The sequence below is a fragment of the Nocardia sichangensis genome, assembly GCF_047200615.1.
GTDB classification, from domain to species: domain Bacteria; phylum Actinomycetota; class Actinomycetes; order Mycobacteriales; family Mycobacteriaceae; genus Nocardia; species Nocardia sichangensis.
The window spans coordinates 192,689-219,445 of record NZ_JBJZOK010000008.1 but is presented as its reverse complement, the minus strand read 5'-3'; the positions used below and the strand labels follow the sequence as shown (position 1 = coordinate 219,445).

Here is a 26,757-nt window from a genome sequence, read left to right as displayed (position 1 = left end):
TCATGGCACGCGACTACGAGCCACCCGTGCGGGAACGGGACGAGGACGCACGCCGCAGGCGGCTCGAACAATCCGGCCGGGACGAGTGGGGACAGCGGCCGGAACGGCGGCGCCCCACACGGGACTCGGCGCGGGTGAACGGCGAGGACCGGCTGGGCGTGGACACGACCGACCGGCGAGCGGGCGAGCGTCGCGCTCGACCGGGCGCGGGCCGGTCCGACGGCGTGCGCGCCGACCGGGGGCACAACGAACGCTCCCGGGCCGAACGGAACCCTCGCATGTCCCGCGACGCGGTCACCGAGCGCATCGCCGCGCGGCCGGAGCGCAGCGGCGCCAGGAACGGTCGCGTGGCACGGCCCGCGAAGGTCGACTACACCGCCGACCGCGCGATGGGCAGCCCGTACACGGACAAGGCGGCCCGTCGCGCGAAGGCGAAAGCCGATCGGCGCAAGCAATCCGGGCCACCGCTGCTCGACGACGCCACCCGTGCCAAGCTGGAGATGCTCGCCCGGGAGGGCAATGGCTTGCGGGCGGCATGGGCGCAGTTCCGGGTCCGCACCGACGACATCCGCCGCCGCAACTACGCGGCCCGCGCGGAGCAGACGATCGAGGACGGATTCGACCGCAGCACAGCGCAACTCACCGACCGCGGCTACGCGGGCGCGGGCGGCGGCCGGATGAACGTGGTCGGCCGCCCGGTCGAGTACCGTGCCACCACGGCCCAGGTCGCCGGTCTGTGGCCCTGGTCGGTCGGCGCGGGCGCGCCGCTGATCGGCACGCCCCTCGGTTCGCATCTGCACACCGGCGCGCCGGTCTGCTTCGACCCGATGAACTGGTTCATGCGCGGCAGCTTCATCACCGCGCCCAGCCTGTTCGTGCTCGGCCTCAACGGTTTCGGCAAGTCCTCGCTGGTCCGCCGCATCGTGCTCGGTGGCATCGCGCAAGGGATCACGCCGTTGATCCTCGCCGACGTCAAACCGGACTACCGGAAGATGGTCGAGCTCGTCGGCGGCCAGGTGATCGATCTGGGCTACGGGCACGGCAAGCTCAACCCGCTCGCGGCGGGCGTGCTCGGCGCGGTCGTCCCGCGACTGGAAGAGTTCCCGGCGTTGCAGCTGCAGGTGTTGCAGGACCTGCGGGCCAGGCAGGTGACGTTGATCGCGGGCCTGGTGGAACTGGTACGCGGCGATCGTGTCCGCGATTACGAGGAGACCCTGATCGCCACCGCGCTGCGCATACTCTACCGGCCGGGCAGCGGGTACACGCCGGACCAGCCGCCGATCATGGAGAACCTGCTCGAGGTGATCGTCGGCGGCGGCGAGGAATTGATGCTGGACGCGGGCGCCGACGACACCGCGGAGTACCAGGAGGCGATCAAGGGGCTGCGCCGCTCCCTACGCGCGCTCACCCAGGGACCGTTCGGCGCGGTCTTCAACGGCCAGACCACCGTGCCGATCGATACCAGCGCGGTCGCGGTGTGCATGGACGTCTCACACATCCCGACCGGCGACAAGAAGCTCAAAGCCGCGGTCATGCTGGCCTGCTGGGCCGACGGGTTCGCCTCGGTCGAGGCCGCGCACGTGCTCGCCGACGCGAAACTCGGTCCGCAGCGCTATTTCCAAGTGGTGATGGACGAGCTGTGGCAGGTGCTCGGCCTCGGTGACTTCATGGTCGACCGCGTCGACGAGCTCACCCGCTTGCAGCGCGGCATCGCCACCGCGCTGATCATGATCAGCCACACCATCAAGGACCTGCAGGCGCTCGGATCGGAAGCCGCCATCGCGAAGGCGCTCGGTTTCCTCGAGCGGGCGCGCGCCAAGATCTTCGGCGCGCTTCCGGCCGAGGAGATCAAACGGCTCGACAGCACGGTTCCGTTCACCTCGGCCGAGGAGGAGATGGTGACCGGATGGTCCGCGCCGCAAGCGCTGACCGGCGAGGCGCTCAAACCGGGACAGCAGCGGCCCTCCCCGCCCGGCACCGGTAAGTTCCTGCTGAAAATCGGTGAGGATCGCCGCCCCGGTATCCCCTTCCACATGGAATTCACGCTGTCGGAGAAGGAAAGCGGGATCCACGACACCAACCAGCGGTTCAGCGAGTTCACCGAATCGATCTCGCGAGGAACGGATTCACCGGGGAGCGCCGCATGATGCCGCACCGGTCCTACCGACGCGTCTCGCCGGAGGTGCGTCAAGCGGCGGTCGAACAGGTCATCGCGCTGACCGGCAAGCTGCGCAGTGAATCGGAGGCATGCCGCGTGGTCGCCGAGCAGATCGGTGTGCACACGAACTCGGTGCGCAATTGGGTGCGCGCGGCCGAAGGCCCCAGTCTGGAGCGGATGGACGCCACTGCGCTGCGGCGCAAGGTCGCACTGCTGCAACAGCAGTTGGCTGCCGCCGCCGAGATGAACCGCACGCTGGCCGACACCCTCAACGAGACTCGGCGCCGCACGTGAACCCGGGCTGCGCGCGGCACGATGCCGGAGTGCGGCGGTGAGCGGCAAATCCGTCTTGTGGACGGCGCTGGGCGCGGTGCTCGGCCTGATGACCATCGTGCTGGTCATCGTCATGCCCGCGGTCGACGACGCCTGTGAGGGCGGCTCCGTGCTCGGATCGCAGTCGGTGCTTCCGCCGCTGGGCGGTTACCCGCCGGGCGATCGGCGCGCCGCCGCGACAACAGGTACCGGCGCGAGCCGACCCAATCCGGCCGCGACCGCCACACCCTCACTCGCGGCGGGAGTCGGCCCGCTACGCCGCACGTTGCCGATGGCCACCGGAACCTTCACGGTGTCGGACACGTTCGGCGCGCGGGGTGGCGCGCACAAGGGCGTCGACCTGGCCGCGCCGGACGGCACGCCCATCTTCTCGGTCTCCGACGGCCGCGTCGTCGCCGCCGGTCCGGCATCCGGATTCGGCAACTGGATCGTCGTCGACTCGGTGGACATCAACGGCCGTTCGTACTCGGCGGTCTACGGCCACATGTGGGACTCCGGCGTCCTGGTCCGGCCGGGCGATACGGTGACCGCAGGGCAGCACATCGGCGCGGTGGGGTCGGCGGGTGAATCCAGCGGGCCCCACTTGCATTTCGAGATCGTCCCGGGCGGCCGTTTCACTGGCGGACGGCAGATCGATCCGCTGCCCTGGCTCGACGGTGCGCCGACCCCGGATGTCGGCGGTGCGCGAGCGTATTCCAGCGATCCACGCTGCAGCCTCGGTTTCGGCACCGCCGGTGGCGCGCTGGCCGCGGGCAAGGTGCCACAAGAACTGGAGATCTGGTACCGCCGTGCGGGTTCGATCTGCCCGCAGATCACGCCGTCGCTACTGGCCGCGCAGGGCAGGCAGGAATCCGGTTTCCGGCGCGGCGCGACCTCGCCCGCCGGTGCGCAGGGCCTGGCCCAGTTCCTGCCGACCACCGCGGTGAGCATCGATCCCGACGACGGTCAGCCGTACGTGATCGATGCCGACGGCAACGGCGTGGCCAGCGTGTGGGACGACGGGGACGCGATCGTCGGCCAGGGGCGTTACATGTGCGCGATCGCGCACCAGATCCAGCGGTGGCAGGCCGAGGGCAGGGTGCAGGGCGACATCGTCGCTTTGACGCTGGCGGCGTACAACGCCGGCGAAGGCGCGGTGCTGGCCTCGGGCGGCATGCCGAACCAGCTCGCTGCGCACTACGCCGAGACCCAGCCATACGTGCGCAACATTCTCACCATGGAAGCGCAATACCGAGCGCCGGGTTCGCTCGGCCGGTTCACCCCTGGGCAGGGTTCGGCCGGCGACCAGATCGTCCAAGCCGCGCACGAGTGGCTCGGCACGCCCTACGTGTGGGGCGGCGGGGGACCCCAAGGACCGAGCGGCGGGGGGTTGGACGGACCGGGCCTGACCGCGGCGGCGGTGTTCGCGGCGTCCTCCGGCGCGGTGACGTTGCCGCGCACGGCCGAACAGCAGTGGGAGGCGGGCGCGGAGGTGCCGATGAGCAAGGCGCAGCCCGGGGATCTGGTGTTCAGCTCGTTCGGCGCGCGTGGCCCCGCGCAGGTCGGCGTCTATGCGGGCAACGGCCGGATGATCCAGTCGGTGCCCGGCGCGGACGTCCGATCCGGCGGCGGCGTTTCGGAAGTCGCGGTGCCAGGAGACGGACGGGCGAGGAGGGTGCTGTGAGCGTTCACGGGCGCGAACACACGGCGGCGGGACTGCCGCGACGCCCCGGTGTGCGGTTAGCCTGGATGGACAGAGCAAATGCACGCGCGAAACTGGTGGTGATGCTGGTGGTGAGCGTCGCGGTGCTGGGTGCGGCCTGTGGCCGGACGGACCGCGCGGACTCGGGATCCGATGCGGCGCATTCCGCTACGTCCACACCCCGGTTGCTGGAGGGCGTGCCCGCCCCCGACCCGGTGACGCCGGACGGCGTCGCGGTCGCGGCGTTGCGGGAAATCTACAGTTGGCAGCCCGCCACCGAGACCCAGGGCGAGTCGCTGGGCCGAGCGCGGAAGTTTCTCGGCCCCAGCCTGATTCGTATGCTGGATGCGACGCCGACCGCGGTGCAGACGCCGAAGTCGACACTGCAGTGGGCGGATTGGGCGAGGGAAGGGGCGCATGTGGAGGCGTTCACCTTCGCGTCCGGCGAGAAGGCTCCTGCCCTCAGTGATCCGAACGTCCAGCAGTTCAAGATCGGGATCGAGCAGACCGTCGTCCATCCGAACGGACGCAAGGAGCCGCTGCCGCCCGCGACGGTGATCGCCACCGTCGTGCGCACACCCGACGGCTGGCGGCTCGACGCATTCCGCTGACCACTCGCTTTCCGTACCGGACGGCCGACCCAGGAGGGACACATGGCGAAGAAGAAAAAGGTGACGGATCCGGCCATCCCCGGACCCGATGTCAGCCTGCTACTGACCTACGCCGGCTTCGCGATCTTCGGAACCCTCTGGCTCGCGCTGCATCTGGGCAACATGCTCGAGGGCAGCCCGCAGAAGGTTCCGTTCAACCCGATCGCCATCGCGGCCGATCTGGCGCGAGGAAGGCTGCGCTGGCCGGGCGCGGCGACGGCGATCGTGCTGCTGGTGATCCTCAGCGTCGTAGCGTATCTGGTGATCCGCAAGGAGTTGCAGAAGCGCCGGTCCAAAGGCAGGTTGCCGGTCGACGACAAGGCCGACGTGATGGGCAACGGCGGCGCGATCTCGATGCTCACCGAAGCGGGCGTCCGGGAGAAGGCCGAGCAGCTGGGGGTGAGACTCGGCTACGACGACGCTCCGGGTGTGCCGATCGGCGTTGGTGTGGCCGACGGGGTGATGCTCTACGGTTCGTACGAGGATCTGCACCTGGACATCTGGGGTCCGCGTCAGGGCAAGTCGACCTCCCGGGTCATCCCGGCGATCCTCAGCGCGATCGGCCCGGTGCTGGCCACCTCGAACAAGCGCGACGTGGTGGACGCCACCCGAGACGTGCGGGAGTCCAAGGGAAGTCCCACCTTCGTCTTCGACCCGCAGGGTGTCGCGGGTGAAGAGCCGACCTGGTTCTGGGATCCGCTGTCCTGGGTGGACGCCAAGCGCGAAGGTTGTGAGATGCGCGCGGCGCGGCTTGCGGGGCACTTCGCCGACGGTGACGACGGCCGGGACACGAAGACCGACGCGTTCTTCGATCCCGAGGCCGAGGACCTGCTGGCCGGGTTGTTCCTCGCCGCCGCCGTCGGCGACCGCAACGGCAGCAGGCCGATCGTGCAGGTCTGGGAGTGGGTGACCAATCCGCAGGACACCGAGCCCATCGAGCTGCTGCGCGCCGCCCGCCATCACTACACGGCCTCGGGCCTGTCCTCGCAGTACAACACCGATCCGCGCACGCGCAGCGGCATCTTCGGCACGGCCAAGAAGATGATCCGCTGCCTGAAACTGTCGAACGTGCATCCGTGGATCTCCCGCGGCGGCGACCGCAGGGAATTCGACGAGCTGGAGTTCCTGGAGAACAACGGAACGCTCTACAGCTTGTCGCTGGAGGGCCGCGGTTCGGCCGCGCCGCTGGTGAGCGCGCTCACCGAGGCGGTGGTGGACGTGGCGATGCGCAAGGCGTCGCAGTCGGCCGGTGGCCGCCTGGCGATCCCGCTGCTCGCGGTGCTGGACGAGGCGGCGAACGTGGTGCGCTGGAAGGATCTGCCCAAGCAGTACAGCCACTTCGGCTCCCGGGGCATCGTCGTGATGACCGTGCTGCAGTCCTGGGCGCAGGGCGCCCGCTGCTGGGGCGAGAGCGGCATGAACGCGTTGTGGTCGGCGGCGAACATCAAAGTGCTCGGCAGCGGCGTGGACGACACGAAGTTCCTGCAGGAGCGTTCGGACGTGCTCGGTGAGTACGACGCGATCTCGCAGTCGGTCTCCGAGTCCAAGGGCGGCAAGAGCTACTCACGCTCGCTGGGCTCGTCCAAGACGTTCTCGGTCAACGGTCTGGCGACGCTGCCGCGTGGGCGGGCCATCCTGTTCCCGTCCGGTGCGCCACCGGTGCTCATCCGTACCGTGCCGTGGTGGGAGGGTGAGTACGCTTCCGACGTGAAACAGTCCATCTCGCACCATGATCCGCAGCGCAAGACGCAGATCGCGGACGTCATCGGTTCGCCGTCGCTGAGCAAGTCGACGCCACCGCCGGAGTACGGCCAAGTCGAGGAGGTCCGGCCGCTGTGAACGAACCGCAGCAGAACATGCACTACGCGAACGTGGTCGAGTTCGTCGAGAACTATCTCAGCGTGATCTACCGTCGGCAGGTCACCGATCTCAGTGACACCGTGTGGTGCCCGGAGTGGTGGCAGCACGCGGAGGCAATTGCCCGGCTGGACGCGTTATGGCGCGCTTGGGAGCACTACCGCCAGGACGGGGCGACCGGACTGAGCGTCTGGTTCCTGGATCATGCCGATCCGCATATGGCGAAATTGTTCGATCCCAAGGGGCCGTTCAAGTATTGCAGTGTGCGCAACGGTCATAAGGACATGCTCAACCCGCTGCCGACGAAGGCGCCGCAGAACGGCATGTTCAGTGACCCTACGATCGGTAACTTCCCGCCGTAGTGGCGATGCGTCACGGCGATTCTCGCCGAAAGGGTTCGGAACGGACGAGTGCCCGCTGGATGATCCAGCGGGCACTCGTCCGTCTCGTGCTATCGCGTGCGCTCCAAGCCACGGGGATCCTGTTCCCGTCCTGCCCTGGTAACCGCGGGCGCCTCGCCGGGGCGGGTGCGTACGGCCTCACCCGGCGGCTGTGCCTGCCCTACTTCGATCAGCATCCGCACCGCGGCGAGTTCCGGCGCCACACCCATTTTCGCGAGATGTGCCGCGATCGCCATCCGGCGTTCCTGGGAGTCGTACTGCAAGGCCGGCTTGGCGGCGGCGGCATTGGCCGCCATCCGTGATGCCTCGGCCTGCGCGGAGAAGCGGTCCTTCTCCAGGGACACACCCTTTTCCGGGATCGGCTTCTCGATCAGCCGGGCCAGCTCGGTGTTGCGCGGGTCCTTGGCCTTCGCGTCCCTGGCCTCCCGCAACTGCAGTTCCTTGGCCTCTTTGATCCGGGCCTCGGTGAGCTTGACGCGCGCTTCGGCTTCCTTCTGACCACGCTCGCGGGTACGCAAGGCGACGAGCGTCGCAAGCTGCAACATTGTCCTCATCATGGCCGCGGTTTCCCGGCCGATGTCGTCCAGTTCCTCGGACATGGCTGCTCCCCGATGCTGCGGTGATCACTATGGATGATGGTGGTGCTTCGTTACGGACGCCGCCACGCGAACTGTAGTCCCGTGCAGCGGGTCCCGCCTGCAAACGTGGACACCCGAAGAACTTGCGGCGTGGCACTTCCTGCCCGGGGATAGCCCGGCCGAGGCCGCACTACGCTGCAAGAACTCCTTGTTTCGAGGTTACCTGACAAAGGTCGGCACAATCGCACGAGCGTGCTGCTTTATCAGCATATATCGCACATTTCCGGCGTGTCTTCGGGCGCGCCGGATGATCTTCGGGCTGAGGGCACCCTAACCGAAGAAAGGTTCCACTATCCGCACTTCGGCTGCAGGGACGTGGATACGGCTCGGGCCCGCGGCCGAGACGCCGCGGGCCCGGATCCGCACTCAGCGGTCGATGCGCACCGACTGGATCGTGACCGGCTGCTTGGGCTTCCCGTCCCCGGGGCCGTTGGAGTCGTCCTGGCCCAGCGCGGCGATCTTGTCCAACGTGCCGAGGCTGTTGTCGTCCACGGTGCCGAAGATCGTGTACTGCGGCGGGAGCAGGGAATCGGAGTACACGATGAAGAACTGGCTGCCGTTGGTCCCCGGCCCCGCGTTGGCCATGGCCAGCACGCCACGCTTGTACGAGATCGGCTCCGAAGTCGCCGCCGGATCGTTCGCAGCGTACTGGTCGGTCGGGTATTCGTTGTCGAACTCGTAACCGGGCCCACCCATTCCGGTACCCGTGGGGTCGCCGCACTGCAGGACCTTCAGGCCCTCGCCCGCGGTCATGCGGTGACAGCTGGTGCCGTCGAAGTAGTTCTGCGCCGCCAGACTGACGAAGCTGTTCACCGTGCACGGCGAATCGGCGTTGTTCAGGGTCAGCCCGATCGGCCCCTGGCTGGTGTCCATGCTGACGCTGACCTTGGCGTCGACGCCGGTGGTTGGGACGGGGCCGGCCTTCGGCTTGTTCACCGGCTTGTCCGCGGGCTTGGCGCTGTCGCGGTAGGTGCAGTCGACCGTCGCGGGCTTGGCCTTCGCGGAGGGCGGGGCGGCCGCGGCGGGAGTGCTGGACAGCGAGGCGTCGGCGGCATCGGAGCTGTTGCTGTCGTCGCCGCGGGTCAAGAAGTACACCCCGGTCACGGCGGCGACCACGACGACGACACCGAGTACCGATCCGGCGATGGTGAGTTGCTTGCGCTTACGCGCCCGCTCGGCCCGGTTGGCGAGCTGACGTTCCAGCTTGCGTTTCGCCGCTGCTCGTCGCTGTTCGTTGCTCGGCACTACCACGTTCCTCCCGTATCCGGTTACATCGGGATAAGAGTGTGCCATTTCTACCTGAGACTGTTCCGCAACCTTCCTGAGAGTCGGTTCGGGGAACCGGTTGGACTTGCGGTGCCGTAGTGGTGGAAACTGGAGCATCGTGACCAAGACCAGCAGCTTCTTCGCCCCGAAGGGGGTACCGGACTACGTGCCGCCCGGCTCGGCAGAGTTCGTCGCGGTGCGCGACGGCCTGCTCCGCGCCGCCCGACTGGCCGGGTACGGGCATATCGAGCTGCCGGTCTTCGAGGACACGGGCCTGTTCGCCCGCGGCGTCGGCGAGTCCACCGACGTGGTCACCAAGGAGATGTACACCTTCCCCGACCGCGGCGACCGCAGCGTCACGCTGCGTCCCGAGGGCACGGCGGGCGTGATGCGCGCGGTCATCGAACACGGCCTCGATCGCGGTCAGCTCCCGGTGAAGCTGTGCTACGCGGGTCCCTTCTTCCGCTACGAGCGGCCGCAAGCGGGCCGGTACCGCCAGTTGCAGCAGGTGGGCATCGAGGCGATCGGCGTCGACGATCCGGCGCTCGACGCGGAGGTCATCGCGATCGCCGATGCCGGGTTCCGCGGCCTGGGCCTGGACGGATTCCGCCTCGAGGTCACCTCGCTGGGTGACGAGACGTGCCGCCCGCAGTACCGCGAACTGCTGCAGGATTTCCTGTTCGGACTGCCGCTGGACGAGGAGACGAAGCGGCGCGCCCAGCTCAACCCGCTGCGCGTGCTGGACGACAAGCGGCCCGAGGTACGGGAGATGACCGCGAACGCGCCGCTGATGATCGATCACCTGTCGGAGTCGGCCAAGGCGCACTTCGAGCAGGTACTCGGCCACCTCGAAGCGCTGGGCGTGCCGTACGTGGTGAACCCGCGCATGGTGCGCGGCCTCGACTACTACACCAAGACCACGTTCGAGTTCGTGCACGACGGTCTGGGTGCGCAGTCCGGCATCGGCGGCGGTGGCCGTTACGACGGTCTCATGGCCGAGCTCGGGGGGCAGCCGCTGTCGGGTATCGGATTCGGCCTCGGCGTCGACCGGACCATGCTGGCGCTGGCGGCCGAGGGCAAGTCGGCGGGCAACCCGGCGCGCTGCGAGGTGTTCGGCGTGCCGCTGGGCGACGCCGCCAAGCAGCGGCTCGTGGTGGTCGCCGCGCAGTTGCGCGCGGCGGGCGTCCGGGTCGATCTGGCCTACGGCGGGCGCGGTGTGAAGGGCGCGATGAAGGCGGCCGACCGTTCCGGGGCGAAGTTCACCCTCGTGCTCGGCGATCGTGACCTCGCGGAGAACACCATCGGGCTCAAGGACATGGCGACCGGTGATCAACGGCAGATTCCGCTGCCCGAGGCGGTCGGCGTGATCCGGGAGTCGCTGGCCGGGTAGCGGGGCGGCGGGTGCGCGCTGCCCGTCGAGTTTCGCGACGCGCCCGCCCCGCGCACGGTACTGTGCGTCGAACCCGTCGTCGGCCGGGTGACGGGAGCAGTAGCGTGACCGGCGCGCACACCACCGCCGCGGGAGTCGCGAGAGGGCGGAGTAGTGTCCACGAATTCTGATGACCAGCGGGCGCTCGCGCCGGTGGGCCTCGATCTGGTCGCGCCCGAGTTGTACGCGCCGATGTTGCGCCGCCTCGCGCTGGCCGCGTCGGGTATCGGGGTCGGCGCGGCGTTGCTGGCCGCGACCGTGGTGAGCTGGCCGATCGCCGCGGCGGTCGGCGTCGTCGTCGGCGCGCCGACCGTCCTGTACGCCGTCGCGCTGCGTCGGCGGCGAATGTGGTTGACCGGCACGATGATCCACGCCCGCAGACTGTTCGGTGAACGGCGGGTGGAGATGTCGGCGGCCACCGGGGTCGAGGTCCTGGTGTTCCCGGCCCGGTTGAGCCGGATCGCTCTGCGGGTCACCGCCGGTGAGGTCTCCCAGGTCGTTCCGCTGGCCATGTACACCGACGTGGGCAGCGGCCGCGAATTGCACCTGGTCGGTTTGCGCAGGCTCGCGGACGCGCTCGCCGCCAGTCGATTGGCCGCGGCCGTAGCGGTTTCCGAGATGCTGGTGCGGCAGTTGCGGGCCGAGGCGCGCGACGCCGGGCTGGAGGAACGGCCGCTGTATCGCGCCGTGCGGCTGGCGCGCGCCAAGGACACGGTTTCGCCGATCGTGCTGACCGACAGCGAGGTCGCCACACTCAGCTGACCCCGCGGTTCTCCTCCGGGGCCGGTGCCGGGCGGCGCACGAGTCACTGTCGCGTAGCTCACCGTCGGCCTTCGGCGGCGGTGAGAGTGGTTAGGGTGGGCAACAGAAGTCCGCCTACCGCAAGGAGTTCGTCGTGAGCACCGCCGCTGGGACCGTGACCGTCACCGTGACCGGAGCCGCGGGCCAGATCGCCTACGGCATGCTGTTCCGGATCGCTTCCGGCGCGATGCTCGGCCCGGACACGCGCGTGCGGCTACGGCTGCTGGAAGTCCCCGCCGCGGTGGCGTCGCTGGAGGGCGTCGCGATGGAACTGGAAGACGGCGCGTTTCCGTTGCTGGAGTCCATCGACATCAGCGACGACCCGTGGATCGGCTTCGCTGGCGCCGATATCGCCCTGCTGGTCGGCGCGCGGCCGCGCACCGCCGGGATGGAACGTTCGGATCTGCTCGCCGCCAACGGCGCGATCTTCACCGAGCAGGGCGCCGCGATCAACGCCAGCGCCGCGGACGACGTGAAGGTGCTCGTGATCGGCAACCCGGCCAACACCAACGCCTTCATCGCCATGAGCAACGCACCGGACGTGCCCGCCGAGCGTTTCACCGCCATGACGCGGCTGGACCACAATCGCGCCATCGCGCAACTGGCCAAGCAGACCGGTGCGCCCGCCGCCGACATCGCCCGGGTCGCGATCTGGGGCAATCACTCGGCGACGCAGTACCCCGACATCGCGCACGCCACCATCGCGGGACGTCCCGCCCTCGACCTGATCGGCGATCCGGCGTGGCTGACCGAGCAGTTCGTGCCCACCGTGCAGCAGCGCGGCACCGCCATCATCCAGGCCCGCGGCGCGTCCTCGGCGGCGAGTGCGGCCAGCGCCGCGATCGACCACATCCACGACTGGGTGCGCGGCACGCGGCACGGTGACTGGGTTTCCATGGCCGTTGCCTCGGACGGCTCCTACGGCGTACCGGACGGGCTGATCAGCTCGTTCCCGGTCACCTGCGCGAACGGTGAGTACGCCATCGTGCCCGACCTGGCGATCGATGCTCTGGCGCGTCCCCGGATCGATGCGTCGGTCGCGGAGTTGGTGCAAGAGCGCGACGCCGTCGTCGACCTCGGTTTCGCCAAGCGCGCCTGACCGGCGCCGCGAGCGTCCGCCCCGCAGAGCCGGTCAGGCGCGGCCAGCTATCCGACCGTCCAGGTTTCGGATCCGGTGAGCAGGGACTGCAGCGATTCGGGACCGACGGGCTTCCGTTCCCGCGCCGTCTCGATCTGGTAGCGCACCGCGTCGTCGTAGGTCGGTCGAGAGACGCTGCGGAAGATACCTGTGACCACGTGTTCGAGCCCTTGATCGGACAGCCGCGACAACGCGTAGGCGTACTCCGGGTCGTCGGCGTAGGCGTCGTGCACCACGATATCGGACTCCGCGACGCTGTCGGCCCGGGCCACTGCGAGCCCGAAACCTCGTCGTATCACCGCGAATTCGCCCTCGGTGCCGAATCGGATCGGCTCGCCGTGCCGCAGCGGGACGAGATGGTCGGCGGCGTTGTCCCGGCGCAGCGCGTCGAACGAGCCGTCGTTGAAGATCGGGCAGTCCTGCAGGATCTCCACGAACGACGTGCCCCGGTGTTCGGCGGCGGCGCGCAGCACCTCGGTGAGTCCCGCACGATCGGAGTCGAGCGCGCGGGCGGCGAAGGTCGCTTCCGCGCCCAGCGCCACCGACAGGGTGTTGAACGGGTGGTCCACCGAGCCCATCGGGGTCGACTTGGTGATCTTGCCCTGTTCCGAGGTCGGCGAGTACTGGCCCTTCGTCAAGCCGTAGATCCGGTTGTTGAACAGCAGGATCGTCATGTTCACGTTGCGGCGCAGCGCGTGGATGAGGTGGTTGCCTCCGATGGACAGCGCGTCGCCGTCACCGGTCACCACCCAGACCGACAGATCGGGCCTGCTGACCGCCAATCCGGTCGCGATCGCGGGCGCGCGACCGTGGATGGAATGGATGCCATAGGCCTCCAAGTAATACGGGAAGCGGCTGGAGCAGCCGATCCCGGACACGAACATCAGGTTCTCCCGGCGCAATCCGAGTTCCGCCAGGAAGCCGCGCACCGTCGCCAGGATCACGTAGTCGCCGCAGCCGGGGCACCAGCGCACTTCCTGATCGGAGGTGAAGTCCTTCACCTTCTGCGGTCCGTCCGCGGACGGCACTCCGGATACACCGGTGAGTCCCAGATCGGTGCCGACCAGTGAGGTTTCCACGATGGTCATGCGATACCCCCAGACATCCGATATGTGGCTGCCTCGCCTGCGCTGGGCTGTGGACGGCCTTCGTCCGGCAGTGTTCTATAGGTGGCCCGCGCCCGTGCGGCGAAGACCTTGTTCTGTTCCAGCTCCTCGATCGACCCGTCCAGCGCCGCGTCGATGACCCCGACCAGCTCCTGGGCGGAGAACGCGGTGCCCGCGATCCTCGTCCACGGTCGCACGTCGACCAGGTACTTCGCCCGTAGCAGCGTGGCGAGCTGGCCGCCGTTCATCTCGGGCGCGACCACGACGCGATAACGGCGCAGTACGTCACCGAGGTTGGCGGGCAACGGATTCAGATGCCGTAGATGCGCCTGAGCGACCGGCACACCGCGCCGCCGCGCGCGACGGCACGCCTCGCCGATCGGGCCGTAGGAACTGCCCCAGCCGATCAGCAACAGCTCGGCGGTGCCGTCCGGATCGTCCACCACGAGATCGGGCACCTCGATGCCGTCGATCTTGGCTTGACGCAGGCGAACCATGAGTTCGTGATTGGCCGGGTCGTAGGAGATGTTGCCGCTGCCGTCCGCCTTCTCGAGGCCGCCGATGCGGTGGGCGCGGCCCTTCGTGCCAGGGACGGCGAGCGGCCGGGCGAGCGTGTCGGGATCGCGTGCGTACGGCTGGAACGGGTCGGTGTCGTCGCCTTCCGGTTCGAACGCCGGGTCGATCGGCTCCAGCTCCGTCACCTGCGGGATGGACCACGGTTCGGAGCCGTTCGCGATCGCACCATCGGACAGCAGCAGCACCGGAGTGCGGTAGGTGAGGGCGATTCGCGCGGCTTCCACCGCGGTGGCGAAGCAGTCGGCGGGGGAGCGCGGCGCGAGCACCGCCACCGGTGATTCGCCGTTGCGGCCGTAGAGCGCCTGCAACAGATCGGCCTGTTCGGTCTTGGTCGGCAGTCCGGTCGACGGTCCGCCGCGCTGCACATCGATCACCACCAGCGGCAGCTCCGTCATCACCGCCAGGCCGATGGTCTCACTCTTGAGCGCCAGCCCGGGGCCGGATGTGCTGGTGACGCCGAGCGCACCGCCGATCCCGGCGCCGAGCGCCGCGCCGATCCCGGCGATCTCGTCCTCGGCCTGGAAGGTGGTGACGCCGAAATTCTTGTGCTTGCTCAGCTCGTGCAGGATGTCCGAGGCCGGAGTGATGGGATAGGTGCCGAGGAAGACGGGCAGCCCGGCGAGCTGACCGGCGGTGATCAGGCCATAGGCGAGCGCGGTGTTGCCGGTGATCTGGCGGTAGGTGCCCGGCGGGAGTTCGGCGGGCGCGATCTCGTAGGTGGTGGCGAAGCTCTCGGTGGTCTCGCCGTAGTTCCAGCCCGCCCGGAACGCCAGGATGTTGGCCTCGGCGATATCGGGCTTGGTCGCGAACTTCTCCCGCATGAACTGCTCGGTGCCGCCGATCGGGCGCCCGTACATCCAGGACAGCAGGCCGAGGGCGAACATGTTCTTCGCACGCTGGGCGTCCTTCTTGCCGAGTCCGGTCGATTCGGTGGCGCCGAGGGTGAGCGAGGTCATCGGGACGCGGTGGACCACGAAGTCCGACAGTGTCTCGTCGGCCAGCGGATCGGCGGCGTAACCCACCTTGGCGAGGGTCCGCTTGGTGAACTCGTCGGTGTTGACGATGACGGTGGCGCCGCGCGGGAGATCCTCCAGATTCGCCTTGAGCGCGGCCGGGTTCATCGCGACCAGCACGTCGGGCTGGTCACCCGCGGTGAGAATGTCGTAGTCGGCGATCTGGATTTGGAAGGACGAGACGCCGGGCAGCGTGCCTTGGGGCGCTCGGATCTCGGCGGGGAAGTTGGGCTGGGTGGCCAGGTCGTTGCCGAAGGCGGCGGCCTCGTGGGTGAAGCGATCGCCGGTCAGCTGCATTCCGTCGCCGGAGTCCCCGGCGAACCGAATGACGACCTTTTCCAATTTAGCTGTGCCGACATCGTTTTGGTGTGAAACCATATGCCTGCTTCACTTCCTCGTCGCTGAGAGGTGCCATCGCCAAACTACTCCGTCGAACGCGGTGCGCGCCCGTGAAGCGCGCGGACCGGCGAGATTCGGCGGTGCGGGCGTCAGGCGAACAATGCCAGCTGTGCGTCGCTCGCGTGCGCGGTTTCGGCTCGTGTCTCCGGTTCGGGCCGTCCGCGCGCCGTCAAACCGTGCTCCGCCAGCAGCGGAGCGACCCGCGCGCGCAGCCACGCGGAATACTCCGGCGTGACGTAGGCGCCGCGCCGGTACAGCTGGCGGTACCGGCGCAGCAGCGCCGGATGGTGCTCGGCCAGCCAGGACAGGAACCAGCCCCTGGTACTGCCGCGCAGGTGCATGGGGAACGCGACCGCCGATCGAGCCCCGGCCTCGGCGATCGCGCCGAAGACCGCGTCGAGGTGGGCGCGTCCGTCGGTGAGGCAGGGGATGACCGGTGCGACCAGCACGTTGACGGCGAAGCCCGCGTCGGCGAGCGCGCGAACCAGGTCCAGGCGGGCTCGTGGTGACGGTGTGCCCGGCTCCAGGCTGTGGTGCAGATCCTCGTCCAGTATCGCGATGGACATCGCGATACTCACGGGCACCTCGCGGGCGGCCGAGGTGAGCAACGGCAGGTCCCGTCGCAGCAGGGTGCCTTTGGTGAGGATGGAGAACGGGGTGCCGGATTCGGTCAGCGCGCGAATGATGCCGGGCATCAGGCGATAGCGTCCCTCGGCGCGCTGATAGGGATCGGTGTTGGTGCCCAGCGCGACCGGCTCGCGGCGCCAGGACCGCCTGCCGAGTTCCTTGCGCAGCACCGCGGCGACATTCGTCTTCACCACGATCTGCGAATCGAAGTCCCGGCCCGCGTCCAGATCCAGATATTCGTGCGTGCCGCGCGCGAAACAGTAGCGGCAGGCGTGCGAACAACCCCGCATGGGATTGACGGTCCATCGGAACGGCACGTTCGCGCCCTCGGGCACCCGGTTCAGGGCGCTCTTGCACAACACCTCGTGGAATGTGATGCCCTCGAACTCCGGCGTCCGTACGGTGCGCACCAGACCGGCCCGGGACAGCCCGGGCAAGGCGCCGTCCTCGGCGTCCAGGGTCTGGCTTTGCCACCGCACCCTCTCAGTCGAACATGTGTTCTAGCAGCTGTCAAGCGATCTGCTTGGTGCCGGGCGGTGTCAGCGCGGCCGGGTCGGCGAAGAAGGTGACCAGGTCGCGCACCGTGTCGTCGAGCGGGCGCGGCCGGTAGCCGAGCTCGCGCTCGGCCTTACCGTGGTCGACCACCGGCGCGGAGATCAGCGCGCCCAGCGCCGCCTTGGAGACGATGTCGGAGTTGAACAGCTTGCCGATCGGCGCGAGCACCGGGATGACGCCGGACACGAGCTTGGGGGAGATGGCGAACCTCGGGCCGCGCTTGCCGCCATGGGTCGCGGCGACGCGGCACAGTTCGAGCATCGAGATCATCGATCCGCCGAGCAGGTAGTTCTCGCCCGTGCGGCCTTTCTCGCCCGCCAGTACCAGGCCCGCGGCGACGTCGCGCACGTCCACCAGGTCGAATCCGCCGCCGATCATGGCGGGCACGCGCCCGAGGGCCGCGTCCTTGAGCGTCCGGTTGATGCGCGAGAGCGGCTTGCTGTGGTCCAGTGGGCCGAAGACGCCGGTGGGATTGCACAGTACCGCGTCGAGTCCCTGGTCGATCACTTTGCGCAGCGCCACCTCGCCCGCCCATTTCGAGCGGTCGTAGACCGGCAGCGCCGGGTCGGTCGACCGCGGCGCGTTCTCATCGATCCGGCCGCCGCAGCTGTACTGGTCGAACGCGTGGATCGAGCTGGCGTGCACCATCCGGCGCGCGCCGACCGCCAGCGCCGCCTCGGCGACCACGCGCACGCCCTCGGTGTTCACCCGCCAGGCGAGATCGTTCTTCTCGGCCAGGGTGATCACCGCGACCAGGTGGTAGACCACCTCAGCGCCGTCCAGCGCGGCGCGCATCGACGCCGGGTCGAGCACGTCGCCACGCAGCCAGGTGACGCCGGGTGCCGCCGGCTCGGCGGGAACGGCCCGATCGATGGCCGTGACCTGGTGACCGCGCTCGGTGAGGAGGCGGAGCAGATTCGTGCCAAGGTAGCCGGCTGCGCCGGTCACTGCGACCTTCATGGGACAGAGAATATAGAACTTGTTCTAATTTGCAACACGTTCCAGTTCTGCCGGGTTTGCCCGGTGTGCGGCGCGTTCGGGCTCGAAACATGCCGGTCCGGTCCGCTATATTGAGCGCAACCGTAGCGGCCCTTGCCGATTCGGCAGGGAGCAGGCGGATCACCACAACTGCATGACGCTGATCTGTACGACGATTTGGGGGCATCTCGATGAGTGATCTCTCGGTAGAGACCGAAGCGGTCCGGGCGTTCGCCGCCACGAACGCCGGTATCGCCGGTGATCTCGCGGGGGCGGGCAATTTCGACGCGGTGAAGAACGTTTCGGCGCTCGTCCCGGTGTTCGGCTTGATCGGGGCCGATTACCTGGCGATGTTCGCCGCGGCGCAAGTGTTGCAGGCCAAGGACATCAACGATCTGTCCGCCAAGTACGCCAAGCTCTCGGATTCGGCGTTCAGCGCGGCCGCGGCCTACGACGCGGTCGATTGGTCCAACGCGGGCGCGCTCGGGTCGATCGCGGGCCAGATCGGGGGCGCGGTATGAGACCGCTGGACAGCGGCGTCATCGCGCCGGAAGATCACGCCGTCGCGCACGCGGCCGAACAGAACGTCGCCATCGGCCAGCAGACCGTGCTGGACGCATTGCAGCAGACACCGGCACAGGCGGTGCTCGACCTGCCGCTGCCGCAGTTGCCCGAAGATCTGCCGCCCATCGAGCCGCCCGCATTCGTGCTGTCCCGCAAGATCTCCGAGGATCAGCAGTCGGCCGCCACCGTGCCCGCCGGTCTGCCCGGACTGGGTGGTACACCGAGCGCCGAGGACGGGCACGGGATCGCGCACGATACGTCCGCGCTGCTCGGGGACACGAACGCCGCGGTCGGCCAGATCGGTGCGCCCGCGGTCGAAGCCGCGCTCGATCAGGCGAACGGCGTGCTGAACGGTGCGCTCGCCGCCGCGCCGAGCGCGATCAGCGGCGCGGTGAACCAGGCGGCGGCCGCGGCCGGATCGCTACCCGCCTTGCCCGCCGATCCGGTGGCCGCCCTGCTCCAGGGTGTCGCGGTGCCCGCGCTGCCCGGCGTCGACGTCTTGATGAAGCCGATCCTGGACCTGCTGAGCAGCTTCGGCACCGGCGTCATCGGCGCGTTCGATCCGACCGCGATCCTCAGCCAGTCCTCCAAGGTCATCGAGATGGCCATGCAGGTCGGCAAGGGCAGCATGAGCACGGTCGAGCAGCTGTGGCAGAGCCAGGCCGCGCGCAACGCACAGGCCACGAGCCAGCAGGCGAACGTGCAGGGACAGGAGACCAGCCAGCGGGGCATCGACATCTCCGAGCTCACGCAGCGTGCTGCCACGGTGGTGCAGCAGGGCAACGCGCAACTGCTCGGCATCGCGTCGTCGTTCGCCACCCAGGCGACCGCGCTCGCGCCGGTGATCCTCACTCCGCCCGCCCAGGCGACGCTGATGGCCTCGGCCACCGAACACCTCGGTCAAGCCGTCGGCGTGGTCAACGCCACCCGCGGCGACCTGGCCGGCAAGACCGCCGAGCTCAGCGGCATGGTGCAGCAGCTGGTCGCGCCGGGCGGCGGGCCCGCGCCGCAGGAGGTCGCGCAGGCGCTGGCGGAGAACGTCGGTCAGCCGATCCTGGAGCAGGCGCAGTCGACCGCGTCGGACACCGCGACCAAGGCGGCAGGCCTTGATTCCGCCACGCCGTCGACATCGACGCCCTCGACCACGCCGTCGTCGGTGCACAGCACCTCGCACAGCCCGACCACCAGCCACGGCACGCCGAGCAGCCTGCTCGGCAGCAGCCCCGGCCGTCCCGGCAGCCCGAGCGTGTCGTCGGTGCCCAAAGTCACCGGCCTGCCCGGCGCCACGGTCGCACCGATCCGGCCGGTCGCCGGCGTCCCGGGCACTTCGCTCGGTACCGGCACGCCCGCGAGCACCACATCCGCCGGATCGAGCAGCTTCATGGGCGGCCCCGGCGCCGCGGCGGGGCAGCGCGGCAACGACGAGGAACACTCCCGCACGGTGCAGCCCTACCTGAGCCCCATCGGCAACGACGACCTCACCGGCCCGCTGGGCGAGTCGACGCCGGACGTCATCGGGGCGACACACTCGGACGAGATCATCAGCTCGGACTACGAGCAGGACCAGTTCTGACGGACGCCGGGTAGGCGACGCGCCGCACCCGGCCCGAGCGGATCAGCGCCGGGCCGGGTGACGTGCAGAGTCTCAGTTGTCCTGCGTGAACGAGTCGATCAGTTTCCGGTAGAGGTCGGCGAAGCGTTTACGCGCGGCCTGCTGCTCGGCGCCGAGCCCCTCGGTGGTGTCCGGCGAGTACACCACCAGATGGACGTCGTCCGACGGCGACTGCGGCATGAAGTCGATGATCCGGCTGCTCTGGTCGGTGGCTTTCGGCACGCCGAGGTCCACCGTGGCGAGCGCTTTGGTCTCCGCCAGCGCCGCGTTCAACACATCGGGCGGGATATGGCCGTCGATCCGCTTCGGCGGGGTCTCGGGACGGCGCTCGGCGGCCACCGCATCGGGGCTGCTCACCGCACGGCCGTCGGCGAAGATCTCCAGCTGCGGGCGCAGATCCGTCCGGGCCTGCCAACCGTCCGGAATGGTGGTCAGCGTGAACAGTGCCAGCGGCGCGGCGATCGGCGGTAGCGCACTGGGTCGATCCAGTGCCGGGTCGGCCGTGGCGGCGCCCGAGCCCACCGCGACGATCAGCGTGACAACCAGCAGAACGGCTTTCGTTACTCGCATCGATCCCATCTTCCGGTGCTGTCCGTGTCCGTCTGCGGCACAGACGAACTGCCGTAGATCATGACAGCGCGCCGACCCCTGGCGGGAGTCGGCGCGCTGTATCGATCGGATCCGGCGCTACCGCAGGCCGGACGGGTTGTTCAGGTCCGGAGCCGAGTACGTCTCGCAAGCTCTCACCTGACCGGTCTTGTAGCCGGTGAGGAACCACTTCTGCCGCTGCTCGGACGAACCGTGCGTCCACGCTTCGGGATTCACCCGGCCCTGGGCGGCACGCTGGATGCGGTCGTCGCCTACCGCGGCGGCCGCCGACAGCGCGTCGTTGACATCCTTGTCCGACAACGGTTTCAGGAACGGCTGGTTGCTGCCGGGTGCGGGCTGCTTGTCCGCGAAATGCGCCCAGATGCCCGCGTAGCAGTCGGCCTGCAATTCGGTGCGCACCGCGTCGGAGTCCGCGCCGCGTGGATCGCGCTGGGCGCGGCCGATGTCGCCGAGCAGGTTCTGGATGTGATGGCCGATCTCGTGCGCCACGACGTATTCCTGCGCCAGCGGGCCGCCGCTGGAACCGAATCGATCCACCAGTTCCTGGAAGAAACTGGTGTCGAAGTACGCGGTCCGGTCGGCCGGGCAGTAGAACGGTCCCACCGCGCTGGTGGCGTTGCCGCATCCGGTCGAGGTGGCTCCGGAGAAGAGCACGACCTTCGGCTGCTGGTAGCGCTTTCCGGCCTGCTTCGGCAGTTCGGCCGACCACACCGCGTCCAGGCTCTGCGCGGTGAGCGCCACCCGGCAGTCGACGTATTTGTTGGCATCCGCCCCGGTCTTGCAATGGCTCGGCGTGCCGGCCGTGCCCGGCTGCGTCTGGCTCTGGTCCTGCGAGCCGGTGAAGTTGCCGAGGATGGATCCGGGGTCGCCGCCCAGTAGCAGCGCCAGCACCAGCACTATGAGCCCGCCCGCGCCGCCGCCGAGCGCGAGCTTGCCGCCCATGCCGGGACCGCCGGACGAAACCCGGTCGGGGTCGATCTGCATGCCCTCGTTGAAGGTCATCGTCGTCGCTTTCTCGCTCGTCCCCGGGGTCACCCAACCCTCGGTCGTCGGCGACCCCGGTTCACACTCCCTCGGATACAGCTTGGCACGGGCGCGTCGATATCGGTTTCCACTCACCGAATGTGTCTCACTACGATGGACTCGCACTTGGTCACACCGCGCCGGTGCCAGAGTCGTCGAAAGGAACCCCGTGCTGCGCACCCACTTGGCTGGTTCGCTGCGAAGCGAGCATGCCGGTCAGACCGTCACTCTCACCGGCTGGGTGGCGCGGCGGCGTGACCACGGTGGGGTGATCTTCATCGATCTGCGCGACGCGTCCGGTGTGGCCCAAGCCGTTTTCCGCGAGGGCGAACCCGCCGAGCAGGCACATCGGCTGCGTGCGGAGTACTGCGTGCGCGTCACCGGCACCGTGGAACCGCGGCCGAGCGGCAACGAGAACCCGGAACTGCCGACCGGCGCCATCGAGGTGAACGTCACCGAGCTCGAGGTGCTGAACGAGAGCGCCCCGCTGCCCTTCCAGCTGGACGAGCAGCCGGGTGAGGAAGCGCGCCTGAAGCACCGCTACCTCGATCTGCGCCGCGAGGGCCCGGCACACGCCATCCGGCTGCGGTCCAAAGTCAACGCGGCCGCCCGCGAGGTGCTCGGCCGCCACGAGTTCGTCGAGGTGGAGACCCCGACGCTGACCCGGTCGACGCCAGAGGGCGCGCGCGACTTCGTGGTGCCAGCCCGCCTGCAGCCGGGCAACTTCTATGCCCTTCCGCAGAGCCCGCAGCTGTTCAAGCAGCTGCTCATGGTCGGCGGCATCGAACGCTACTTCCAGATCGCGCGGTGCTACCGGGACGAGGACTTCCGCGCCGATCGTCAGCCGGAGTTCACCCAGCTCGACATCGAGATGAGCTTCGTGCGCCAGGAGGACGTGATCCTGCTGGCCGAGGAGATCCTGGTCGCGCTGTGGAAGCTGGTCGGCTACGAGATCCAGACCCCGATCCCGCACATGACCTACGCCGAGGCCATGCGCCGGTTCGGTAGCGACAAGCCCGACCTGCGTTTCGGCGTGGAGATCACCGAGTGCACCGACTACTTCAAGGACACCCCGTTCCGGGTGTTCCAGGCGCCATATGTCGGCGCGGTGGTCATGCCGGGCGGTGCGAGCCAGCCGCGACGCCAGCTCGACGCCTGGCAGGAATGGGCCAAGCAGCGCGGCGCCAAAGGTCTGGCGTACGTGCTGGTGAACGAGGACGGCACACTGGGCGGCCCGGTCGCGAAGAACCTCACCGAGGCCGAGCGCGACGGCTTGGCCAAGCACGTCGGCGCGGTTCCGGGTGACTGCGTGTTCTTCGCCGCGGGCGCAGCGAAGGCGCAGCGCGCGCTGCTCGGCGCGGCGCGGGTGGAGATCGCCCGCAAGGTCGGTCTCATCGACGCGGACGCCTGGTCGTTCGTGTGGATCGTGGACGCGCCGCTGTTCGAGCCGACCGTCGAGGCGACCGCTAGCGGTGACGTGGCGGTGGGCCACTCCGCCTGGACCGCGGTGCACCACGCCTTCACCTCGCCGAAGCCGGAGTCGCTGGACACCTTCGACACCGACCCGGGCTCGGCGCTGGCCTACGCCTACGACATCGTCTGCAACGGCAACGAGATCGGCGGCGGCTCGATTCGTATCCACCGTCGCGACGTGCAGGAACGGGTCTTCGACGTGATGGGCATCGGCCCGGAGGAGGCGCAGGAGCAGTTCGGCTTCCTGCTGGACGCCTTCGCCTTCGGCGCGCCGCCGCACGGCGGCATCGCCTTCGGCTGGGACCGGGTCACCGCACTGCTGGCGGGGGAGGACTCGATCCGCGAGGTCATCGCGTTCCCGAAGACCGGCGGCGGTGTCGACCCGCTGACCGACGCGCCCGCGCCGATCAGCGAGCTGCAGCGCAAAGAGGCGGGTCTGGACGTCAAGCCGGAGCAGAAGAAGGGCGAGCGCGCCGAGACCGCCTCGTAGCGGGCGCTCGCGCGAACGGTACCTTCTGGGCAGTTACGCCTGCCCGACCGCGAGGAAACCCGTTGCTGCACTTGCGCCTGATCAGCCCGCCGGATCTCACCGACGAGGTGCTCGCGGTACTCGCCGCCGATCCCGGGGTCACGCACGTGACCCTGGCCCGCGGTGCCGCGCTGGAGCCGAAGGGCGATCTCGTCCAGGCGGACGTGGCTCGTGAGGCCGCCAACGACGTGCTCGACGACTTGACCGCGCTGGGCGTCTGCCGGTCCGGAGGGATGACGCTCACGCCGGTCGAGACGGTCCTGTCGGAGGCGGGCGAGCGCGCGGTACACGAGGCGCCCGGTGATCCGAGCGACGCGGTGGTGTGGGAGGAACTGCTCGCGCAGACGCATGAGGAGTCGAGCCTCAACGCGACTTTTCTCGCGTTCCTGACGATCGCCTGCCTGCTCGCGGCCGTGGGCGTCGCGACCGATTCGCCGGTGACGATCGTCGGCGCGATGGTCGTCGGCCCGGAGTTCGGTCCGCTCGCCGCTTTCGCGGTCGCGTTGGTGCGCAGGGACTTCGGCCTCGCCCGCCGCTCGGCCCTCGCGCTCGCGGTGGGGTTTCCGGTGGCGATGGTGGTCACGTTGGTGGCCACGGTGGTGTGGGAACAGGTCGGCTGGATCACCATGGACGGGGTGAGCGGCGTCGAGCAGGTCGACTTCATCTATCAGGTGGGCCCGTTCTCCCTGGTCGTCGCGCTATTGGCGGGCGCGGCCGGCATGCTCTCGCTCGTGACGGCGAAGTCGGCCGCGCTGGTCGGCGTGTTCATCTCGGTGACCACCGTGCCCGCGGCCGGATTCGCCGTGGTCGCGGCGACCTTGGGGGAGTGGCGGGTGGCGTTCCTGTCCGCTGGCCAGCTGGCGGTGAACATGGCGGGCATCATCGTGGCCGGGATCATCGTGCTCCAGCTCCGGCCGCGCGCGGGCAGCGAGGCCGGTCCGGTGGAGCGGTTGCAGCGCTGGATCGGCATGCGCGCACCGGCCGAGAAGTGAGCGGGCCTCACGCCGCGGCGACGGTGCCTCCGGTGAGCACTCGGTAGGCATAGGTCACCGCGATCACGGAGACCGGGCCCGCGATCAGCAGGCCGAGACCGCACAGCAGCGTGCCCAGGAACATGATCACCAGCACGGCCAGCGCGAGCAGCAGCACCTGCACGGCGTTGGCGACCACCAGCGTGAAACTGGACTTCAGCGCCTCGAACGGACCCTGGTCCTGATCGACGACGAAGTGCAACGAGAACATGCACAGCCATCCGGCGATCAGTCCGGGAAGCAAGCAGAGCGCCGCGCCGAGGAAGGTCAGCGTGAATGCCAGCAACGCGGTGAGCAACACGTTGCCCGCGTTCACGAATCGAAAGTATGCGCCGAAAGGCGGTGGGGTGCCGTCGGTTTCGTACAGTGCGCCGCGCACCATCGCCGCCTGCAGCAGCCACACGCCTGCCATGACCGCCAAGAAGATCAGCAGCAGCGGCAGCATCGACGTCGGGTCGGTGAGCTGAACGACGACCACGAACGCCAAGTAGATGACGAGGCCCACCGCGGTCACCCCGAACCACGGCCCCGGATTTGCCCAGAGTCGCGCCCAGCCGTAACTGAGCGCCCGGCCCACGTCCAGTCTGCCGGGACCGGTGGAGACCTGCTGGTAGCCGTAGATCGGCTCCTGCGCGGGCGCGGGGCCGGACGGCGCCCAGCCCGGCCCGGTGCCTTGCGGTCCGTAGCTGGGGTGCCCCGCGCCCACAGGCGGCGGCGGCTCCAGCGGTTCGTTGCCGTAGTGCGCCGCGCCGGGGCCTTCGAACTGCGGATATCCGGCCGGACCCGCCATCTCGTGGCGGGCGTGGCCGGTCCCGGGGCCGGGAGCCTGCGGATTCGGGCTCTCGTGCTGCCCGGGCCTGGCCGCGAAGCGTTCGTCATCGTTCGGCAAGGGAGCGCCGCCACCTGATTGTTTGGGTGCGGAGGGCGGGATCTCGGTCATGCGTAGACCTTTCCACTCAACTGGTTTGCGGTGTGGCGCAGGGCAGTTGACGATGAGAAAACCCGACGGGTGCGGAGGTGTCAAGCGACCTGCGGCCGCCGTCCGGCCATGCCGGAGACACGCCGAGCGACGCGGAAAGGTTGTGTAACCGCTCGCTAGAAGTGACCCCATGCGAGTACTTTGAGAGGCGATGACCGCACTATTGGCCGAACGCGCCGCCGAAGTCGTGTCCGCAGCGCAACAGTTGCTCACAAAGCGAATGGGTGCTCCGGTAAAGCTGAGCGATCCGATCGAACTCAGCGGTAGTGGTAGGACGACGGTCCTACGCGTGCGTGTAGCGGAGAACGCCTTTTCATTGCCGCGAACCCTGATCATCAAGCAGGTCCGCGGCGCGGCGCAGGATCGCCGGACCGGCGGCTTGGCGCCCGGGGTGGCCAGCGTCGATTCCGCGTTCCTCCGCGAGACGGTGTCCTATCAGTTCACCACCGCGTTGAGCCGGGAGCACCGGCCGGGCGCGTACCTGGTCGCGCACAGCCTTCCCGACCGTCTGCTGATCCTCAGTGACCTGGGTGAGAACTCCCTGCTCACCGCCGTGCTCCGCTCCGGGGCCGAGCCCGCGGGCCGCAACGCCCTGATGGCGTTCGCTCAGGCGCTGGGCCGGATGCATGCCGCCACCGTCGGGCGCGAGGCGGACTTCGTCGCGCTGCTGCGCCGAGTGGACGTGGTGCACCGGGTGGACGGCATCGCCCAGCAGGCCGAGTCGGCGATCGCCGAGGTGCCCGGTCTGCTCCAGCGCGAACTGGGTATCGAGGTGCCGGGCGAGATCGCCGAGCGCATCGTGCGCGGCAACCGGCTGTACTCCGCGGGCCGTTTCCGCGCGTTCAGCCCGTCGGACCTCTGCCCGGACAATGTGATCTTGAACGAGGAGGGTGCTCGCTTCCTCGACTACGAGTGGGGCGGGTTCCGCGACGCCACCTTGGACATCGCCTACGCGCTGGTGTCCTTCCCCGGCTGCCTGTGCGATGTCGAGCTCTCGCGTGAGCGCGCGCGGCAGATGGTCGAGGCCTGGCGCGCGGAGGTCGTGGGCGTGTGGCCCGCGCTGGCCGATGACGACCAGCTGGCCGAACGCATCCTGGAAGCTCGGCTGATCTGGGTCTGGCTGTCCACTTACTGGTTCCTGCCCGCCGATCACACCCGTATCGCGGCTGCCAGGGAGCACGGGCTGTCGGTGCCGCGCTCGGCGGCGCTGATCAACCGCTGGGCCGCGCTCGCCGAAGACGCGCGGTGCACGGGTGACGACATCGTGGGAGATTTCGCTGAGGACGTATCAGCGATGCTGGAAGAACGCTGGGGCGAGTAGGCCGCGCACC

At 69.1% G+C, this 26,757-nt stretch carries 23 protein-coding genes; 14 read left to right on the top strand and 9 right to left on the bottom strand.

Annotated features, from left to right (window positions below; all coding sequences use genetic code 11):
- Positions 1-2 precede the first annotated feature (2 nt).
- The 6 genes from ACL03I_RS14150 to ACL03I_RS14125 all read left to right on the top strand — a co-directional run bounded on the left by ACL03I_RS14150 (position 3) and on the right by ACL03I_RS14125 (position 7,041).
- The gene (locus tag ACL03I_RS14150; RefSeq protein ID WP_356961665.1) at positions 3-2,147 is read left to right on the top strand and encodes a hypothetical protein; all 2,145 of its coding nucleotides are present in this window, start codon (positions 3-5) and stop codon (positions 2,145-2,147) included.
- Complete coding sequence (locus ACL03I_RS14145) at positions 2,144-2,452, top strand: transposase (protein WP_067802237.1); 309 nt, start codon at positions 2,144-2,146, stop codon at positions 2,450-2,452. Before ACL03I_RS14150 ends, ACL03I_RS14145 begins: the two co-directional genes overlap by 4 nt.
- 37 nt (positions 2,453-2,489) lie before the next feature.
- Positions 2,490-4,154 carry a peptidoglycan DD-metalloendopeptidase family protein gene (locus ACL03I_RS14140; RefSeq protein ID WP_412806165.1) on the top strand — a complete coding sequence of 555 codons (1,665 nt, stop codon included), beginning with the start codon at positions 2,490-2,492 and terminating at the stop codon, positions 4,152-4,154.
- A 65-nt stretch (positions 4,155-4,219) separates the two neighbouring features.
- Complete coding sequence (locus ACL03I_RS14135; RefSeq protein ID WP_355070527.1) at positions 4,220-4,783, top strand: hypothetical protein; 564 nt, start codon at positions 4,220-4,222, stop codon at positions 4,781-4,783.
- 42 nt (positions 4,784-4,825) lie between these two features.
- Complete coding sequence (locus ACL03I_RS14130; protein WP_355070529.1) at positions 4,826-6,661, top strand: type IV secretory system conjugative DNA transfer family protein; 1,836 nt, start codon at positions 4,826-4,828, stop codon at positions 6,659-6,661.
- Positions 6,658-7,041, top strand: coding sequence for a DUF4913 domain-containing protein (locus tag ACL03I_RS14125; protein WP_355070531.1), 384 nt, complete (start codon positions 6,658-6,660; stop codon positions 7,039-7,041). Before ACL03I_RS14130 ends, ACL03I_RS14125 begins: the two co-directional genes overlap by 4 nt.
- Positions 7,042-7,130: 89 nt before the next feature.
- Here ACL03I_RS14125 and ACL03I_RS14120 read toward each other — a convergent pair whose 3' ends face one another.
- Both ACL03I_RS14120 and ACL03I_RS14115 read right to left on the bottom strand, forming a co-directional pair.
- Positions 7,131-7,679, bottom strand: coding sequence for a hypothetical protein (locus tag ACL03I_RS14120; protein WP_355070533.1), 549 nt, complete (start codon positions 7,677-7,679; stop codon positions 7,131-7,133).
- A gap of 405 nt (positions 7,680-8,084) precedes the next feature.
- Entirely contained in the window at positions 8,085-8,963 is an 879-nt protein-coding gene (locus ACL03I_RS14115; protein ID WP_356961670.1) for a peptidylprolyl isomerase, read from the bottom strand.
- Positions 8,964-9,102: 139 nt separating this feature from the next.
- Between ACL03I_RS14115 and hisS the strand changes: the two genes are divergently transcribed.
- From hisS to ACL03I_RS14100, 3 genes are all read left to right on the top strand, one after another.
- The gene (hisS, locus tag ACL03I_RS14110) at positions 9,103-10,374 is read left to right on the top strand and encodes a histidine--tRNA ligase (protein WP_412806164.1); all 1,272 of its coding nucleotides are present in this window, start codon (positions 9,103-9,105) and stop codon (positions 10,372-10,374) included.
- Positions 10,375-10,527: 153 nt separating this feature from the next.
- Complete coding sequence (locus tag ACL03I_RS14105) at positions 10,528-11,175, top strand: hypothetical protein (protein ID WP_355070539.1); 648 nt, start codon at positions 10,528-10,530, stop codon at positions 11,173-11,175.
- A 133-nt stretch (positions 11,176-11,308) separates the two neighbouring features.
- On the top strand, positions 11,309-12,313 hold the full coding sequence (locus tag ACL03I_RS14100) for a malate dehydrogenase (protein WP_412806163.1): 1,005 nt from the start codon (positions 11,309-11,311) through the stop codon (positions 12,311-12,313).
- Between the two features lie 47 nt (positions 12,314-12,360).
- Here the strand turns inward: ACL03I_RS14100 and ACL03I_RS14095 are convergent, their stop codons facing one another.
- From ACL03I_RS14095 to ACL03I_RS14080, 4 genes are all read right to left on the bottom strand, one after another.
- Positions 12,361-13,440 carry a 2-oxoacid:ferredoxin oxidoreductase subunit beta gene (locus ACL03I_RS14095; RefSeq protein WP_355070543.1) on the bottom strand — a complete coding sequence of 360 codons (1,080 nt, stop codon included), beginning with the start codon at positions 13,438-13,440 and terminating at the stop codon, positions 12,361-12,363.
- A complete protein-coding gene (locus ACL03I_RS14090; protein ID WP_355070545.1) occupies positions 13,437-15,425 on the bottom strand; it encodes a 2-oxoacid:acceptor oxidoreductase subunit alpha in 1,989 nt (662 codons plus the stop codon). Before ACL03I_RS14090 ends, ACL03I_RS14095 begins: the two co-directional genes overlap by 4 nt.
- A 110-nt stretch (positions 15,426-15,535) precedes the next feature.
- Complete coding sequence (locus ACL03I_RS14085; RefSeq protein WP_355070547.1) at positions 15,536-16,552, bottom strand: Rv2578c family radical SAM protein; 1,017 nt, start codon at positions 16,550-16,552, stop codon at positions 15,536-15,538.
- 31 nt (positions 16,553-16,583) lie between these two features.
- On the bottom strand, positions 16,584-17,588 hold the full coding sequence (locus tag ACL03I_RS14080) for an NAD-dependent epimerase/dehydratase family protein (RefSeq protein WP_355070549.1): 1,005 nt from the start codon (positions 17,586-17,588) through the stop codon (positions 16,584-16,586).
- A gap of 209 nt (positions 17,589-17,797) precedes the next feature.
- Here ACL03I_RS14080 and ACL03I_RS14075 point away from each other — a divergent pair, with 209 nt between their 5' ends.
- Together ACL03I_RS14075 and ACL03I_RS14070 are read left to right on the top strand one after the other, a co-directional pair.
- Positions 17,798-18,127: a type VII secretion target gene (locus tag ACL03I_RS14075; RefSeq protein WP_040867626.1), complete on the top strand. Its 330-nt coding sequence runs from the start codon at positions 17,798-17,800 to the stop codon at positions 18,125-18,127.
- On the top strand, positions 18,124-19,743 hold the full coding sequence (locus ACL03I_RS14070; protein ID WP_355070552.1) for a hypothetical protein: 1,620 nt from the start codon (positions 18,124-18,126) through the stop codon (positions 19,741-19,743). The genes ACL03I_RS14075 and ACL03I_RS14070 overlap by 4 nt, the downstream gene beginning before the upstream one ends.
- Positions 19,744-19,815: 72 nt before the next feature.
- Here ACL03I_RS14070 and ACL03I_RS14065 read toward each other — a convergent pair whose 3' ends face one another.
- Positions 19,816-20,352: a hypothetical protein gene (locus tag ACL03I_RS14065; RefSeq protein ID WP_355070554.1), complete on the bottom strand. Its 537-nt coding sequence runs from the start codon at positions 20,350-20,352 to the stop codon at positions 19,816-19,818.
- Between the two features lie 117 nt (positions 20,353-20,469).
- Positions 20,470-21,393, bottom strand: coding sequence for a KPN_02809 family neutral zinc metallopeptidase (gene ypfJ / locus ACL03I_RS14060; protein ID WP_412806162.1), 924 nt, complete (start codon positions 21,391-21,393; stop codon positions 20,470-20,472).
- Positions 21,394-21,583: 190 nt separating this feature from the next.
- Between ypfJ and aspS the strand changes: the two genes are divergently transcribed.
- Positions 21,584-23,377 carry an aspartate--tRNA ligase gene (gene aspS, locus ACL03I_RS14055; RefSeq protein ID WP_412806161.1) on the top strand — a complete coding sequence of 598 codons (1,794 nt, stop codon included), beginning with the start codon at positions 21,584-21,586 and terminating at the stop codon, positions 23,375-23,377.
- Positions 23,378-23,439: 62 nt separating this feature from the next.
- Positions 23,440-24,408, top strand: a complete 969-nt coding sequence (locus tag ACL03I_RS14050; RefSeq protein ID WP_355070560.1) for a DUF389 domain-containing protein — start codon at positions 23,440-23,442, stop codon at positions 24,406-24,408.
- A gap of 7 nt (positions 24,409-24,415) precedes the next feature.
- Here the strand turns inward: ACL03I_RS14050 and ACL03I_RS14045 are convergent, their stop codons facing one another.
- Positions 24,416-25,387 carry a hypothetical protein gene (locus ACL03I_RS14045; RefSeq protein ID WP_412806160.1) on the bottom strand — a complete coding sequence of 324 codons (972 nt, stop codon included), beginning with the start codon at positions 25,385-25,387 and terminating at the stop codon, positions 24,416-24,418.
- Positions 25,388-25,577: 190 nt separating this feature from the next.
- On the opposite strand from ACL03I_RS14045, the gene ACL03I_RS14040 reads away from it, so the two are divergent.
- Complete coding sequence (locus ACL03I_RS14040) at positions 25,578-26,747, top strand: phosphotransferase family protein (RefSeq protein ID WP_355070564.1); 1,170 nt, start codon at positions 25,578-25,580, stop codon at positions 26,745-26,747.
- The last annotated feature ends 10 nt before the right edge of the window (positions 26,748-26,757 follow it).

What these genes read in the sequence shown, in the direction of transcription:
- ypfJ (WP_412806162.1), bottom strand. Translation starts at nt 21,393, where the DNA reads ATGACCTTCAACGAGGGCATGCAGATCGACCCCGACCGGGTTTCGTCC.
- ACL03I_RS14120 (WP_355070533.1), bottom strand. Translation starts at nt 7,679, where the DNA reads ATGTCCGAGGAACTGGACGACATCGGCCGGGAAACCGCGGCCATGATG.
- ACL03I_RS14095 (WP_355070543.1), bottom strand. Translation starts at nt 13,440, where the DNA reads ATGACCATCGTGGAAACCTCACTGGTCGGCACCGATCTGGGACTCACC.
- ACL03I_RS14045 (WP_412806160.1), bottom strand. Translation starts at nt 25,387, where the DNA reads ATGACCGAGATCCCGCCCTCCGCACCCAAACAATCAGGTGGCGGCGCT.
- ACL03I_RS14075 (WP_040867626.1), top strand. Translation starts at nt 17,798, where the DNA reads ATGAGTGATCTCTCGGTAGAGACCGAAGCGGTCCGGGCGTTCGCCGCC.
- ACL03I_RS14135 (WP_355070527.1), top strand. Translation starts at nt 4,220, where the DNA reads ATGGACAGAGCAAATGCACGCGCGAAACTGGTGGTGATGCTGGTGGTG.
- ACL03I_RS14065 (WP_355070554.1), bottom strand. Translation starts at nt 20,352, where the DNA reads ATGCGAGTAACGAAAGCCGTTCTGCTGGTTGTCACGCTGATCGTCGCG.
- ACL03I_RS14040 (WP_355070564.1), top strand. Translation starts at nt 25,578, where the DNA reads ATGACCGCACTATTGGCCGAACGCGCCGCCGAAGTCGTGTCCGCAGCG.
- ACL03I_RS14150 (WP_356961665.1), top strand. Translation starts at nt 3, where the DNA reads ATGGCACGCGACTACGAGCCACCCGTGCGGGAACGGGACGAGGACGCA.
- ACL03I_RS14090 (WP_355070545.1), bottom strand. Translation starts at nt 15,425, where the DNA reads ATGGTTTCACACCAAAACGATGTCGGCACAGCTAAATTGGAAAAGGTC.
- ACL03I_RS14070 (WP_355070552.1), top strand. Translation starts at nt 18,124, where the DNA reads ATGAGACCGCTGGACAGCGGCGTCATCGCGCCGGAAGATCACGCCGTC.
- ACL03I_RS14080 (WP_355070549.1), bottom strand. Translation starts at nt 17,588, where the DNA reads ATGAAGGTCGCAGTGACCGGCGCAGCCGGCTACCTTGGCACGAATCTG.
- ACL03I_RS14145 (WP_067802237.1), top strand. Translation starts at nt 2,144, where the DNA reads ATGATGCCGCACCGGTCCTACCGACGCGTCTCGCCGGAGGTGCGTCAA.
- ACL03I_RS14130 (WP_355070529.1), top strand. Translation starts at nt 4,826, where the DNA reads ATGGCGAAGAAGAAAAAGGTGACGGATCCGGCCATCCCCGGACCCGAT.